Raw genomic sequence first — 13,065 nt, 5'->3', positions numbered from 1 at the left:
ATACTATGAAACTCTCCTATAAATTCCTTGTCGCCTTCTGCTCATCGCTTGCCCTGACGGGCTGCATGGAGGTGCTCGATAAAACCGATCTGAGTTCAACCAGCGGGGCGCTGATCTTTAAAGATTCGACGCTGACCCAGATGAACCTCGATTACATTTACGATCAGAACCTGCCAGTTCCCATTGGCTCGTTAGGACCGGAACCAACGGGTTTAAGCGGCCTGTCTGATGAGTCGTATGCCGATAGTAAGTTGTTACAGGGCTCCTTGCTGATCAATGAAATTGGTGATTTCGGTACTAAACTCGATGCAACCAACAACTATGGCAAGATTCGGGTCATCAACACGTTTTTGAGCGATGTAAACGCTGGAACCTTACCTCAGTTTACCAAGAACAAACTTCGGGCTCAGGCGCAGTTTTTCCGGGCCTGGCGGTATTTCGATCTGGTACGTTTATACGGAGGGGTACCGCTGGTTTTGTCGCCCCTGGCAGCTGTTGGTGTCGAAGCCAAACAACTTGACTTTCTGCCACGAAATACGACCGCCGAATGTTTTGCCCAGATTGTCAGTGATCTTGATTCAACGATTGCATCGGTACCAGGCCGTTGGGCTGCTTCCAGTGATTGGGGACGGATTACGAAAGGGACTGCGGCTGCGTTGAAGGGACGAGTCCTGTTGTATGCGGCAAGTCCTCAGTTTAATCCATCCGACGATCAGGCAAAATGGCAGGCATCTTATAACGCCAATAAACAGGCTTATGATGTATTGACGGCCAATGGATTTGGACTGCACGCGTCGTTCGATCAACTATGGTTCCAGGAAGTCAATAACCCCGAAGCGGTTTTCATCACCGGGTATAACACGGCAACAGGCGATCAGTTGAGGAAAAACAACGGCTATGACAATAGCACCCGCCCGTCGTATGCCGGAACAGCCGGTGGTTCAAATCAGCCATCGTGGGAAATGGTGAAAGCCTTCCCGATGCTGGACGGAAAAAAAGTAGGTGAGTCGACCAAATACACCTATACCGATCAGTTGTTCTATAAAAACCGTGATCCTCGTTTCGACAAAACTATTGCTTATAATGGCGCAACCTGGCCGCTCAATGGAAACACTGCCAATAAAGTATGGACGTATTTCGTAGGCGGAAAAACCGTTGAATCGAAAGCGAGCAACACGGGCTTTTATACGCGCAAAGCGATAAATCCATCTGTTTCGGCAGGGGATGTCCAGTATTCGGGTACCGATTGGATTGAAATTCGGTTTGCCGAAGTACTGCTGAATCTGGCTGAAAGTGCCGTTGGTATTAACCAACTGGACGAAGCCTACACGCAACTGAAAGCCATTCGTAAACGGGCAGGTATTGAAGCTGGTACAGATGGACTCTACGGACTACAGGCCAACATGAGCCGGGCTGAACTATTTGATGCGATTCTGTACGAACGTCAACTGGAATTCGCCTTTGAAGGTAAACGGTTCTGGGATCTGCGTCGTTGGAAACTGATCGAAAAAACATTGAATGGTAAACGCAGAACCGGTGTAACGATCAATCTGAAAACGACGGGTGTTCCCGCCGATTTTGCCACCACCCGCGACAATGTTAGTCTGGATAAGGCGTATACGGACTACTTCACCCTTGCCTTCAAGCAATTGGATACGAAGTATGATATTGCCTGGAAACCAGAGTATTATTTCTTTGCTATTCCGCAAACGGCAATTGACAACAACCCCAAACTAATACAGAACAATACCTGGGGTGGTGCCTTTGACCCATTGAAATAAGAAATTGGATAAAGTTTAACCACAGAGACACAGAGATAATTTATCCTTTTAAACTCTGTGTACTCTGTGCCTCTGTGGTTAAACTTTATTCGTCTCTAAACAGGATCATGCCAGGGTGAGACAAATTACCATGCTGAAAGTTGCCATCAGCGTTTAAGCGATGACACTTTCTGCGTCAAAACCAGTCGAAACGGTCATAGCTTTCCAATTTTCCAGCTCATTCTTAACGGCATTTATTTTCGTGTACGCCATGTCATACGCATCCTGGCCAAGGAATAAGTGCAGCGGAGGGTTTTGTTCTGATGCAATCCGGATCAGCGCTGCAACTGCCTTTTCAGGATCGCCGGGTTGGTTGCCGTTGATCTGAGTTTGGTGCGCCTGCTGGCTTGCCCGTACCGCTTCGTATGCGTCAATCTGGCGACTGGGAACGCCGAGGGAACTGGCGGCCAAAAAGTCCGTTCGGAAATAACCGGGTGAAACAATTGTCACATTGATGCCAAACGCTTTGGCTTCGGCCGCCAGCGATTCCGAAAAGCCTTCTACGGCAAACTTGGTTGCACAGTAGATCCCAAATCCCGGAAAGTTACCTGTGAAGCCGCCGATGGACGATATATTAATGATATGTCCCGACTGTTGTTCTCTCAGATGGGGCATCGCAGAACGGACCACGTTCAGGGAGCCAAATACATTGACATCGAAATTTTCGCGGGCTTCCTGATCGGTTAACTCTTCAATACTGCCTAGTAAGCCATAGCCCGCATTATTCACCACCACATCAATACGCCCGAACTGTGCAATAGTAGCGTTTATGGCTGCTTCAACACTTGCTTCAGTTTTCAGATCAACCGATAGTGGCAGGAAGTGGTTGTCTGCCTGACCGACAGCCCGACTCAGATCTTCGATGTTTCGGGAGGTTGCCGCAACGTTGTAACCCTGTTGTAGTAGTTGTTTGACCAGTGAAAGCCCTAATCCTTTTGACGCTCCTGTTATAAACCATACGTTTTTGGTATCCATAATTTTGCTCGTTTAACGGGAACAAAAGTAGTGGGCTTACCAGGACAGTACATTGCGGCATCCAAACCAATACTTGCCAAATTCAAACATTTCGATAAGCGGAGGGTGTCAGGTGGATCTGTTTCTTGAAAAAGTGATTGAAATGAGCTGGCTCGTCAAAACCAAGACTGTAGCTGATTTCGGCTATAGTCCAGTCAGTATGTTTCAATAACGCTTTCGCTTCGCTGGCCAGTCGTTCGGCAATGTAATCCGTGGTCGTTTTGCCGGTCGTTTCCCGAATAGATCGGTTCAGGTGGTTGACGTGGATGGATAACTGATTGGCAAAATCACTGGCTGAACGCATCTTAAACCGTTGTGCAGGCGATTCGATTGGGAACTGACGTTCCAGTAACTCGGTAAAAACGGCTGTGATCCGTGATTTGGCGTCCAGATGCTGGTGCAGTGTTTCCGAAGGTTGCATCTTCAGTGCGTAATGAATCAATTCCGTTACATAATTGCGAAGCAAGTCATACTTATATTGATAATCAGAGCCAATTTCGTCGATCATTTTCAGAAATAACGTGCTAACGTGTTCATCCTGAGTAGCATTTAGAATATAGGCTGGTTTGCTCCCTGCCATGAACATTGGCAACTCACTCAGGCTCCCCCTGATTTTTTCGGTGAAGAACGCTTCGGTAAAAATGCAGAAGAAGCCGGTTTTATCGTCAGATAATGACTCCCAGGTATAGGGTACCTGTGGGTTGAAAAACATGAGAGTCGTGCCGTTGATCTGAATACTTTTATCGGCATAGTGGTATACGTTTTCTCCCCGGATCAGGCTGATCTTATAAAAGTCCCGACGGCTGTATTGCACGCCGGGAACGCCTAAACCCAGGCAATCCTCGAGTCGAAATACATTAAAGTGGCCAATACCCCGTTGCAGGTTATCGGGCAGCCAGTTGAACTTCTTCTTATAAAACTCTTCGAGAGATTCCGTCTTTTTCATGTGGCAAAATTACGGAATTCAAATCATTGTTTGGCGCAGAACTATAATCTGTCTTACAGACGAAAGGTATTAGTAACCACAGAGGCACAGAGAACACAGAGAAATAACTATAGTATGACTTATTTCTCTGTGTTCTCTGTGCCTCTGTGGTTACTATATTTTAACACAAAACTAGGAGAGCACTTCTTGTATCGGAGCAGTTTCTGATGAGGCTGTAGCTGTTGCTTTCAATTTCTTATGATAGAAAATATACGAGCTAAAGCCCAGCGCCACAAAAATAAAGATAGGCGCCCACTGGCTGACAGCTTTACCACTATTTGCGACGGAATACGTAGCACCCAGCAGATCGAATATAAGCCCGGCATAGGCCCACTCTTTAAGGCGAGGAAAACCCGGAACCAGAATGGCAATTGCACCCAATAGCTTGGCCCAGCCCAGAAATGGAATGATGTACGTAGGGTACCCCATCTCAGTAAAACCTTGCACCGACATTGGGTTGACCATAATATTGGGAATAGCCGAACCCGCCATAACAAATGCGAACAGACCCGTTAGTACCCAATACGTGATTTTTGTCTTTTTCATGGCTGGAGAAGTTGAATTTTTAGATTTGAGTTGTGTCATGTGTAGTTGTTGTTTGGCTGACTTACTTGACAAATTTACTGCCCATCAACCACTTCGATAGGGGGGGTAAACGGCATTTTTGGGGTGAATTGCGACATTTTTCCGGGCTTACTTCTCTCCCGAATTTTCGGCTGGACTTAACCCATTCCCTGATCAATTCCTGACTAAAAAAATCTTGCTAAATTGGATTTAGCTGAGAATTGGTAGGGGAGGTTGTATGTAGAAATCACGATAACGATGAAGCCCTGATCGCAGGTCAGGGCTTCATCGTTATCGTGATTTCTACATAAACTGGGCGTTTGTAAGTTGGGGCTTATCCTTTTACGCTGCCAACAACTTCCTCGGCCTTTGCAATTGTCTTATCCCACTGCTCACTTAGGCTGCTGGTCAATTCTTTGGCCTGTTTATCAAGTGCTTTGACAATTTTTTTACGCGTTTTCTTGCCGGAATTAGGGGCCGTCATGTAGCCAATTAGTAACCCTGCCGCAATGCCGGACAGAACTCCTTTGATGTAATTTTTCATAGTTAGCTAAATTAATGATGAATGGTTACTGACTGGTTTTTGAAACCTACTACCAGCCATGGAAAAAAGAACTCCAGACGGTTTAAACGCAGCTAAAGCATTAGTTGTGCCTACAGTTTAGAAATTAGTAAACCCTGAAAGAGGATTTAGTACCCAAAAATGGGAATTTCTCTGGAAGACTAAAAACAGATTCGGTCAGTTAGCCTGAAAATACCGTTCAGTGCCCTAAAATGCCGATGCTATTTTCGTGAGTGCTGGCCACTGTGTCAGACAGGTGGAGCCACTTCGGGAGCCAGTTGTTCAGGCAAAGTGGATACTGTTTGCCTGGGTTTGTTTGTGTGCAGATGGCGAAGGTGTAGCACACCAATCCCAAGTGCCAGAATGCCTTCTCCCAGTACAGTAGCCTGTACGCCAATGTGTTCTGATAGGGTTCCAACAATCAGACTACCAATCGGTAAGGCACTGGCATACACCATAACGAACATGCTAATGACCCGACCCCGCATGGCAGGAGCCGCCTGGGTTTGAAGCAAGGTATTGCTGATCGTAATCTGCGACATCATCCCGAACGCGCCAATCACGAGAAAGAACAGTGCCAGTGGATACCAGGGCGTGTACGAAAATAAGATGAGCCCTGCCCCAAAAACAAAGGTATTAATGGCCAGTATTTTGCTCAGGTTGCCCCCGGGTTTTAGGGAAGCCAGAAAAATGGCTCCGATAAATGCCCCAAGTCCAATGGCACTGTCGAGCAGACCAAAGGTTGACGCTGTACCACGAAACACATCCTTTGCATAAACAGGCATCAGGCTGGTGAAGGGCAAGACCAGTAAGCTAACCAGTGCCAGCATGATAATAATAAACCGTATGGATGATGTTTCTTTTACATAGGCGAACCCCTCGGCCAACTCCCCCAGAATATTCTTTGTATGTAGCCTGGGGACGTAGGTTGGCAGTTTCATGAGCAGGAGCGAGCTAATTACCGCAATAAAGCTGATGGCATTCAAACCGAAACAGACCACTTCGCCTAATTTTTCGATGGCAATACCGGCAATGGCTGGGCCAATCAACTTGGATAAATTGACCATCGAAGAATTCAACGCCACTGCATTGGGTAAGTCTTTTTTGTCGTCGACCAGCTCATACACCAGCGACTGACGGGCGGGTACATCGAACGCATTGATCAAGCCTAAGATGACGCTTAGTAGAATGATCTCCCAAACCGCATAGTTCTTGAAGAACACAACCGTGGTAAGCAGGATTGCCTGTACCATGGATAAAACCTGCGTGAGCAACAGAACCCGATACCGATTATATCGGTCTGAAAAAACACCGCCAACGGGTGTCAATAAAGCCGACGGAAATAGGGTGGCAAACACACTAACGCCCAGCATGAGCTTGGAATGGGTCTGCGAATAGATCACCCAGCTTACCGCCGTTTTTTGCATCCAGGTGCCGAGCAGGGAAATGGATTGCCCGGCAAAGAACAGCCTGTAATTGCGACTTTTAAACGCATTGAATGTAGTTACGGTCATAACGCGAGTGTTGAATACTGTTCTTTGAAATTGACTGAAAATCAGGGCTTCATCTTGTCCATGAATGAACTACTTGCCATTAGTGAGAGAGCTGTAAAGCCTAAAAACAGCAGGAACATCAACAGCTTGTGCTGAGGAGAAGCCTTACTTACCCGAAGCAGTATATAGCCGATAAACAGGTTGAAACAGGCCCACAAAACATTGATCATTGGCGAAGACAGACCCTTGCCGGGGGGATTGGCAAACGGACTCGGAAACGGATCGCCAGAAACGCCGTTCACATAATGAGGCACTACATTAGCCAGGAAAGCACCGGCAAAAAATGCAGCTACATACTGATACCATTTCATGATTCGATGAGTAAGTTGTGTGTAAGAATTTTAACGTCAGATACTTACGCGATTCAGTCGACTTCCAATAGCTTGCTTAAGGGGACCAGTGCCTGACGAAGGATTGCTTTGTCTTCGGTAGAGCAAGTTTCCTGTATGGCTTTAGTCAACCACTCATCTACCTCATTTCTGACAGCATGTAAAATGGCCTCACCTGTTTCCGATAGTGAGATTAGAACTTTTCGCTTATCGATTTTTGAGGGGTTCCGGGTAATGTAGCCAAGCGCCAACAGATGATTCAGAATCTGCGACATCGACTGTGTCGTCACCTTTTCCATTTTAGCAATTTCGTTGGGCAGCATTTCTTTCTGCTTATCGAGCAGCTTAATAACAGACCGTTCGGTAAGCGAAAGTTTTGCATGAGTCGGCGACTGGGTGCGTAGCTTTTTAATAAGCCGGGTCACAACCGTTCGTAGCTCGGTTGATAGCTCCTGATCATGTTGGGGTGGCGAGGGCATATTTATAAAGTAAACTTGTTAAGTAACTTTACAAATATAGAACTAGTTCAGGGTTTGTTAGAAAAAAGTAAGATAGAATAGAGGGTGTTCCTGCTTTTATTGTAGTGCCGACCGGGACGGTCGGGAAAGAAACGCTTATAAGACACCCGACCGGGACGGTCGGCACTGCAATTGCCAAAAATACTCCTGATGAAAAGACGTAAGTTCGTAAAGGCATCCTTACTCACAAGTGCCGTTATTTCTCCAGTAAGCGCGGCTATAGCTGCTTCCGATGCTCAGCAAAATGCAAGCCCGGAGTTTTATGAATTGCGGATTTATAGCCTGAAAAATGCCAGACAGCGAAAAGCGGTCGAAACCTATTTTCAGAATGCCCTCATTCCGGCGCTTAATCGGTTAGGTAGCAAAAACATTGGTGTATTCACCGAATATCTTCCGCAGGGATTTACGAAACTGGTTGCCGTTATCCCCTTCAACGCGCTGGACGATTATTTTTCAATGCCCGATAAACTGGCCAACGATACCGCTTACCAGCAAGCCGGAACCGATTATTTAACAGCCGAAGCCACCGCGCCTGCCTACGAACGTATTGAAAGTTCCTTACTAAAAGCCTTTGCCTTAATGCCCAGGTTGGAAGTGCCCGAAAAAAAGTCGCGCATTTTTGAGTTACGTCGCTATGAAAGCCATAACGAGACGGCAGGAAAGAAGAAAATCGAGATGTTTAATCAGGGGGGCGAAATCGCTATTTTCAAACGGGTAGGCCTGACTCCTGTATTTTTCGGTGAAACGCTGATTGGCCCCATGCGCCCCAATCTGACCTATATGTTAACCTTCGACAACATGGAGGAGCACGACCAGAACTGGAAAACCTTTGGCAGTGATCCGGAATGGAAAAAGATCAGCTCCGTGCCCGAGTTTACCGATGCCCGAATTGTGTCCAATATCACCCGAATGTTCCTGATTCCCGCGGCTTTCTCCCAGGTATAGTACAGACTAATTTTTTAGCGATTGCAACCTTCGAACACGAGTAAAGCTCTACTTATCAATATGAACAACGGGCATTATGGAACGAAGTGTGCTTCTGATTTTACTACTGATAGGAGTAGGGGTATCTTGCCAAAAAGATAACTTGCCTATACCACCATCGGCTAACCCAGCTTGTTTTGAGTCTAACCCCGTTACCCATCAGGCCAAAAGCCTCAAAGGTATGGTCGGGTATCGGCAGGATGTAGCTATGTACACCGTCAATTATCATCTTCCCGGGACTATAGATAGTCAATGGACAGGACTGGTCTGTAATCTTCCGTCTGACTATCAGGTTGTTGGGAAACAGGTGCAGTTTAGCGGAGAATACCGAAGTACCTTAGGAAACATTAAACCTCTTTTTGGCGGAGAGGAGATCTATTATCTTTATCTGTCATCAATTAACTAGCTACTTTCTCCTGATTGCCACTAATCAATAAGAATGATGAAGCAAATCGTCTTCGCCTTTGTACTTATCGGATTGAATTCAGGCTGCGGAGGAAGTCGTTGTGAACTGGATGCAGAAAACTACCGGGCCAGAGAATGTGCTATCAAAGTAGAAGCACGAGACTTTACCGGTAAGTGGTTTAGTATAACGGGCAGGAATGTAAACAAGGGTGGTCAAGTCAAATATGCTGACCTGGGGAGTTGGTATCCTTTATTTGAGGATCACATTGATATTGGGGATACGGTTGTTAAACGGAAGAACGAGCTGGTGTTTTATATTCACAAAAAAGACACAGTGCTAACGTTCCCTTTTGAATGCGAAGGCCAGGTTATCAAATAAGCCACCGGGGCTTGCTTTTACACTAGTTGTACCACTTAGAATCAATCTGTTAGGATCTATCGCTTTTGAAGAAAAAGGCGAAATCGCTCCACTTCCGCTTCGTACTCCCGGTCAAAGTCCTGGTCATTTGATACGTCTTTTTTGAACCCAGGCTCAACGAAAAAGTTTCCGTTCTGATTCGAGATGTTAACCCACCCGATGATGTCGTCTCGCCAGAGCATCGGCATGGCATAATACCCAAGTTGCCGTTTGGCAGGAGGGGTATAAGCCTCAAACCGGTACAACCAGTCCCAGAAATGCTCAAATCGTGCGCGATCCCAACTCAGTGGATCGAAAGGAGCCAGAAAGCGAACGGTTTCATTGGGTCGGTTGTCAATTGCCCACCAACCAGGCCAGACATACCGAATAGAATCAACAACAGCATAGGCAAGCTCGCCAGATTCGATCAGCTTTTTTACACTGGACTGCCTTCCTTCCAGGGTTGGTGCGCCACGGGACAGATGCTGCACAACAGCGCGCAGACTACGATCCGATAGCGGACCCAGTAGGTTTGCAATCAACAAGACGAGCTGACGCAAGCGTTCCGATGGCTCCATCGGCTCATGCTGCCGGTTGGCCAACGCATATAACCGAATACCATTGGCCCGTTCTGCCACCCGCAAGGCCCCGTGATAGTGGAGCGATTGCAGGGTTCGGGTCGTTGTTTTTGAGAAACCGCCCCAATCATTACGCTCACGTCCTGCACCGAGGTGCGCTTCCAGTTCGCGCGGGTGAATACGTTTTTGACTAGCGACAATAGCGAGTACGCGTTGTTCATCTGAACTGAGCTCACGTTCGTGCCTCGGATGGAGCAACTGCCAGGTTGAGAGTGGCATAAAGCCATAGGCGTACAGAAAATCCTCTTCTAACAGAATAGACGAATAATTTTGTTCAAGATCGCCTACCCGATAATTTTCCACCCGATGACGTAGGATAAGATCCTGAGCCCGTGCCGGTGACCGGATCGGGTCAGCCTGAACAAATCCAAGCTGCTCAACTGCCTGACTTAATGAAGTAGGTTTGAATAGCGATGCTGAGATGGCCTGATGCCGTAAGTCTATTCTCGTCAAGTTCATATTACTTTCAACTCCCCATTTAGCTTATAAGTTTTTCCCGATTCAGTTGTCAGACTTACTTGTTTATCGCCATAGCGGAGAATGCAGGGTTGACCGGCTTTGGAGGTAATGTCAATGCCACTCAAATGGCCATTTTGCCAGCGGATGTTAAGTACGAAACCACCCTGAGCACAGATGCCGTTGATGTAGCCCGTTGGTAAGGAGGAGGGAAGCGCGGGGAGTAGGTCAATGGTTTTACCCTGACTTTGTACCAACATTTCGGCTATACCACTGGCCCCACCAAAATTGCCGTCGATTTGAAAGGGTGGGTGCGCATCGAAGAGGTTGGGGTAGGAGCCGCCACCCGTAATGCCTTCCGGCGAAATAGCGGGCCGGAAGAGGAGTTTGAGCATGTTATAAGCATGATTACCATCGTGGAATCGCGCCCAGAAATTGATTTTCCAGGCCAGACTCCAGCCGGTTCCTTCATCGCCACGCTCCAGCAGCGATTGGCGGGCGGCTTTCATCAGATCGGGCGTGCTGTCCCAGGTAATGTCGGTGCCGGGATGAACGCCCCAGAGGTGCGATACGTGCCGGTGGGTATCCTTTGGATCGTCAACATCCTGTAACCATTCCTGTAACTGGCCACGTTTGCCAATCTGATTCGGTGCAATCTGGGTGTACATGGTCTTCAGCGTATCCCGGAAAGCGGCATCGGTACCCAGGATTTCACTGGCAGCAATGCAGTTTTTGAACAGATCGCGGATAATCTGGTGATCCATCGTCGGACCAGCCACCAGACCACCGTGTTCAGGCGAATTGGAGGGCGTACTGATGAGCCAGCCGGTTTTTGGGTCTTTAATGAGAAAATCGACGAAGAAGCGGGCGGCATCTTTCATCAGCGGATACCCCCGTTTTTGGAGGAAAGTCCGATCCTGCGTATACCGGTAATGCTCCCAGAGGTGATGCGATACCCAGGCACCCCCACTCACCCAGATACCATGATTCGATGCGTTGATAGGTGCCGTTCCCCGCCAGAGATCGGTGTTGTGGTGCAGCACCCAGCCTCGGGTATTATAGTGCGCTTTGGCCGTCTTCCGGCCTGATTCGGCCATTTCTTCGATGGCGGCTAACAACGGTTCGTGGCAGGCCGACAGATTCAGCATTTCGGCGGGCCAGTAGTTCATTTCCAGATTGATATTGGTCGTGTACTTACTGCCCCAGGGGGGCGTGAGCAGATCGTTCCAGATACCTTGTAAATTGGCCGGTTGATTGCCTGGCCTTGAACTCGAGATCAATAAATACCGACCATACTGGAGGTATAAGGCCGCTAACGATGGATCGTACGATTTCTCAAATTGTTGCAGTCGTTCATCGCTAGGAAGTCCCTCATTGGGCGAGCCGCCCAGATCGATTGTCAAGGTATTGAAATAAGCCTGGTATTCCCGTATATGAGCCGCTTTAACGGTTTCGAAGCGTTTTGTGCGTAGGGCTTGCAAGGGTCGCTGGCTTATCATGGCCGGATCACCGGAAACGTCTTTGTAGTTTTTGAAATTGGTGCCTGCGGTTAGATAGAGCGTCGCTTCATCCGCTCCCGAAACAATGAGCTTCCCGTCCGACACGCTTATCTGGCCTTTCTGCGTCTGAATATGCAGCAGACTTTCGCCTTTTAATGCGCCGTTTCGTACTTGCACCGACAAGGCAATCGTCTGATTATCAATGCGCCGAACGGAGCTGCCTTTATGCAGGCTGGTCAGGGTTGTCTCGAAACTGATTTGACCTGGCTTACTGGCCGTCAGGTGAACGGCAATCGCCTGGTCGGGTGAGCTGGCGAGGTATTCGCGGGTAAATCGTACCCCATCGGCCGTGTACGAAACGCGGGAGAGTGCCTTTGTTAGATCCAGTTCGAAGCGATAGTTCATGGCTAGCCCGTGTTCTTTAAATCGTAGCCAGAGATCACCGAAGGGTTGATAATCAGCCTGATAGCGGGGGACGGCAGGGGGCGCATCGTCCTGAATCCAATACTTGAATGGGTTGGTTAGTGGAACGCCGTCCGTTGGTTGCTGGCCTACCGGATAAACGACAAAGGTTGGCGGGTTGGTTTTGACGCCGATAAATCCGCCTTTATCGAAGAGGTTAATGACCTGAATGGCCAGTTGATTCTTGCCGACGCGCAGTTTTGCCGCCGGAATGGTATAACGTCGGTTTTTGGCGATGCCTTCGGCTGTACCAATAAGTTCGCCGTTCAGGTACGTAAAATCCTGGTCGCGGATTCTACCCATATCCAGTATAACGTCCTTGCCCGCCCAGGCTGCGGGTAATTCAAACGAGGTACGAAACCAGACGGCCCCATCCAGGCCTTCAAGGCCAGATTTTTCCCAGCCATCAGCCGTTGGAACCGACATTGTTTTCCAGGCCTGATCATCAAATTCAGCCGATGCAGGGCTCGGTTTTTTGTTTATTACATCGCGAACGCTGGCAAACCAGGCATCTTTTTTCTGGGTATAATCTGATTCATGGCTCTGCTTGCCCATGAATTGCTCCTGAGCTAGCTTTTCGGCTTCTGCCTGTTTGCCATCAGCCAATAATTGCCGAATCTGGGGCAAGAATTGGGCTGCACCTTCCCGCTGATATTCACGCGGCCCACCTGTCCAGAGGGTTGCTTCGTTGAACTGAATATGATCCTCCAGAATACCTCCGAATACCATGCCGCCCAATCGGCCATTGCCAATGGGGAGCGCTTCTACCCACTGATTCGCAGGTTGTTTGTACCACAGAACAAGCGACGGCGGAACAGGAGGTTGCGCTTGCGTTGACAGGGTTAGACAGCTTATTAAAAGAGAAAGGTGTAGGCGCAT

General features: G+C 48.1%; 13 protein-coding genes. 4 read left to right on the top strand and 9 right to left on the bottom strand.

All coding sequences use genetic code 11. The annotated features are described in order from the left end of the window. The first annotated feature begins 5 nt into the window (after positions 1-5). Positions 6-1,781 (top strand): RagB/SusD family nutrient uptake outer membrane protein, encoded by a 1,776-nt coding sequence (locus EXU85_RS19290; protein WP_142773655.1) that lies wholly within the window; start codon positions 6-8, stop codon positions 1,779-1,781. 153 nt (positions 1,782-1,934) lie between these two features. Here EXU85_RS19290 and EXU85_RS19285 read toward each other — a convergent pair whose 3' ends face one another. From EXU85_RS19285 to EXU85_RS19255, 7 genes are all read right to left on the bottom strand, one after another. Beyond that, the gene (locus tag EXU85_RS19285; protein ID WP_142773654.1) at positions 1,935-2,795 is read right to left on the bottom strand and encodes an oxidoreductase; all 861 of its coding nucleotides are present in this window, start codon (positions 2,793-2,795) and stop codon (positions 1,935-1,937) included. 82 nt (positions 2,796-2,877) lie between these two features. After that, on the bottom strand, positions 2,878-3,780 hold the full coding sequence (locus tag EXU85_RS19280) for an AraC family transcriptional regulator (protein ID WP_142773653.1): 903 nt from the start codon (positions 3,778-3,780) through the stop codon (positions 2,878-2,880). Positions 3,781-3,951: 171 nt separating this feature from the next. Beyond that, a complete protein-coding gene (locus EXU85_RS19275) occupies positions 3,952-4,365 on the bottom strand; it encodes a DoxX family protein (protein WP_142773652.1) in 414 nt (137 codons plus the stop codon). A gap of 352 nt (positions 4,366-4,717) precedes the next feature. Beyond that, entirely contained in the window at positions 4,718-4,927 is a 210-nt protein-coding gene (locus tag EXU85_RS19270) for a YtxH domain-containing protein (protein WP_142773651.1), read from the bottom strand. A 266-nt stretch (positions 4,928-5,193) separates the two neighbouring features. Next, the gene (locus tag EXU85_RS19265; RefSeq protein WP_142773650.1) at positions 5,194-6,459 is read right to left on the bottom strand and encodes an MFS transporter; all 1,266 of its coding nucleotides are present in this window, start codon (positions 6,457-6,459) and stop codon (positions 5,194-5,196) included. Positions 6,460-6,500: 41 nt separating this feature from the next. Next, positions 6,501-6,809, bottom strand: coding sequence for a hypothetical protein (locus tag EXU85_RS19260; RefSeq protein WP_142773649.1), 309 nt, complete (start codon positions 6,807-6,809; stop codon positions 6,501-6,503). Between the two features lie 53 nt (positions 6,810-6,862). Continuing rightward, a complete protein-coding gene (locus EXU85_RS19255) occupies positions 6,863-7,306 on the bottom strand; it encodes a MarR family winged helix-turn-helix transcriptional regulator (RefSeq protein WP_142773648.1) in 444 nt (147 codons plus the stop codon). 189 nt (positions 7,307-7,495) lie between these two features. Here EXU85_RS19255 and EXU85_RS19250 point away from each other — a divergent pair, with 189 nt between their 5' ends. The 3 genes from EXU85_RS19250 to EXU85_RS19240 all read left to right on the top strand — a co-directional run bounded on the left by EXU85_RS19250 (position 7,496) and on the right by EXU85_RS19240 (position 9,113). Then, positions 7,496-8,290 carry an NIPSNAP family protein gene (locus EXU85_RS19250; protein WP_142773647.1) on the top strand — a complete coding sequence of 265 codons (795 nt, stop codon included), beginning with the start codon at positions 7,496-7,498 and terminating at the stop codon, positions 8,288-8,290. Between the two features lie 76 nt (positions 8,291-8,366). Next, positions 8,367-8,735 carry a hypothetical protein gene (locus EXU85_RS19245; protein WP_142773646.1) on the top strand — a complete coding sequence of 123 codons (369 nt, stop codon included), beginning with the start codon at positions 8,367-8,369 and terminating at the stop codon, positions 8,733-8,735. A 33-nt stretch (positions 8,736-8,768) separates the two neighbouring features. Beyond that, positions 8,769-9,113 (top strand): hypothetical protein, encoded by a 345-nt coding sequence (locus EXU85_RS19240; protein WP_142773645.1) that lies wholly within the window; start codon positions 8,769-8,771, stop codon positions 9,111-9,113. A 56-nt stretch (positions 9,114-9,169) separates the two neighbouring features. Here the strand turns inward: EXU85_RS19240 and EXU85_RS19235 are convergent, their stop codons facing one another. After that, entirely contained in the window at positions 9,170-10,228 is a 1,059-nt protein-coding gene (locus EXU85_RS19235; protein WP_142773644.1) for a DNA glycosylase AlkZ-like family protein, read from the bottom strand. Continuing rightward, on the bottom strand, positions 10,225-13,065 hold the full coding sequence (locus tag EXU85_RS19230) for a glycoside hydrolase N-terminal domain-containing protein (protein WP_142773643.1): 2,841 nt from the start codon (positions 13,063-13,065) through the stop codon (positions 10,225-10,227). The genes EXU85_RS19235 and EXU85_RS19230 overlap by 4 nt, the downstream gene beginning before the upstream one ends.

Source organism: Spirosoma sp. KCTC 42546 (assembly GCF_006965485.1).
Taxonomy (GTDB): Bacteria; Bacteroidota; Bacteroidia; order Cytophagales; family Spirosomataceae; genus Spirosoma.
Note: the sequence above shows the minus strand (reverse complement) of the source record. Positions and strands in the feature narration are given on the sequence as shown.

Excerpts from the sequence above, each read along its gene's own strand:
- EXU85_RS19290 (WP_142773655.1), top strand. The coding sequence starts at position 6 with ATGAAACTCTCCTATAAATTCCTTGTCGCCTTCTGCTCATCGCTTGCC.
- EXU85_RS19285 (WP_142773654.1), bottom strand. The coding sequence starts at position 2,795 with ATGGATACCAAAAACGTATGGTTTATAACAGGAGCGTCAAAAGGATTA.
- EXU85_RS19280 (WP_142773653.1), bottom strand. The coding sequence starts at position 3,780 with ATGAAAAAGACGGAATCTCTCGAAGAGTTTTATAAGAAGAAGTTCAAC.
- EXU85_RS19275 (WP_142773652.1), bottom strand. The coding sequence starts at position 4,365 with ATGAAAAAGACAAAAATCACGTATTGGGTACTAACGGGTCTGTTCGCA.
- EXU85_RS19270 (WP_142773651.1), bottom strand. The coding sequence starts at position 4,927 with ATGAAAAATTACATCAAAGGAGTTCTGTCCGGCATTGCGGCAGGGTTA.
- EXU85_RS19265 (WP_142773650.1), bottom strand. The coding sequence starts at position 6,459 with ATGACCGTAACTACATTCAATGCGTTTAAAAGTCGCAATTACAGGCTG.
- EXU85_RS19260 (WP_142773649.1), bottom strand. The coding sequence starts at position 6,809 with ATGAAATGGTATCAGTATGTAGCTGCATTTTTTGCCGGTGCTTTCCTG.
- EXU85_RS19255 (WP_142773648.1), bottom strand. The coding sequence starts at position 7,306 with ATGCCCTCGCCACCCCAACATGATCAGGAGCTATCAACCGAGCTACGA.
- EXU85_RS19250 (WP_142773647.1), top strand. The coding sequence starts at position 7,496 with ATGAAAAGACGTAAGTTCGTAAAGGCATCCTTACTCACAAGTGCCGTT.
- EXU85_RS19245 (WP_142773646.1), top strand. The coding sequence starts at position 8,367 with ATGGAACGAAGTGTGCTTCTGATTTTACTACTGATAGGAGTAGGGGTA.
- EXU85_RS19240 (WP_142773645.1), top strand. The coding sequence starts at position 8,769 with ATGATGAAGCAAATCGTCTTCGCCTTTGTACTTATCGGATTGAATTCA.
- EXU85_RS19235 (WP_142773644.1), bottom strand. The coding sequence starts at position 10,228 with ATGAACTTGACGAGAATAGACTTACGGCATCAGGCCATCTCAGCATCG.
- EXU85_RS19230 (WP_142773643.1), bottom strand. The coding sequence starts at position 13,065 with ATGCGCCTACACCTTTCTCTTTTAATAAGCTGTCTAACCCTGTCAACG.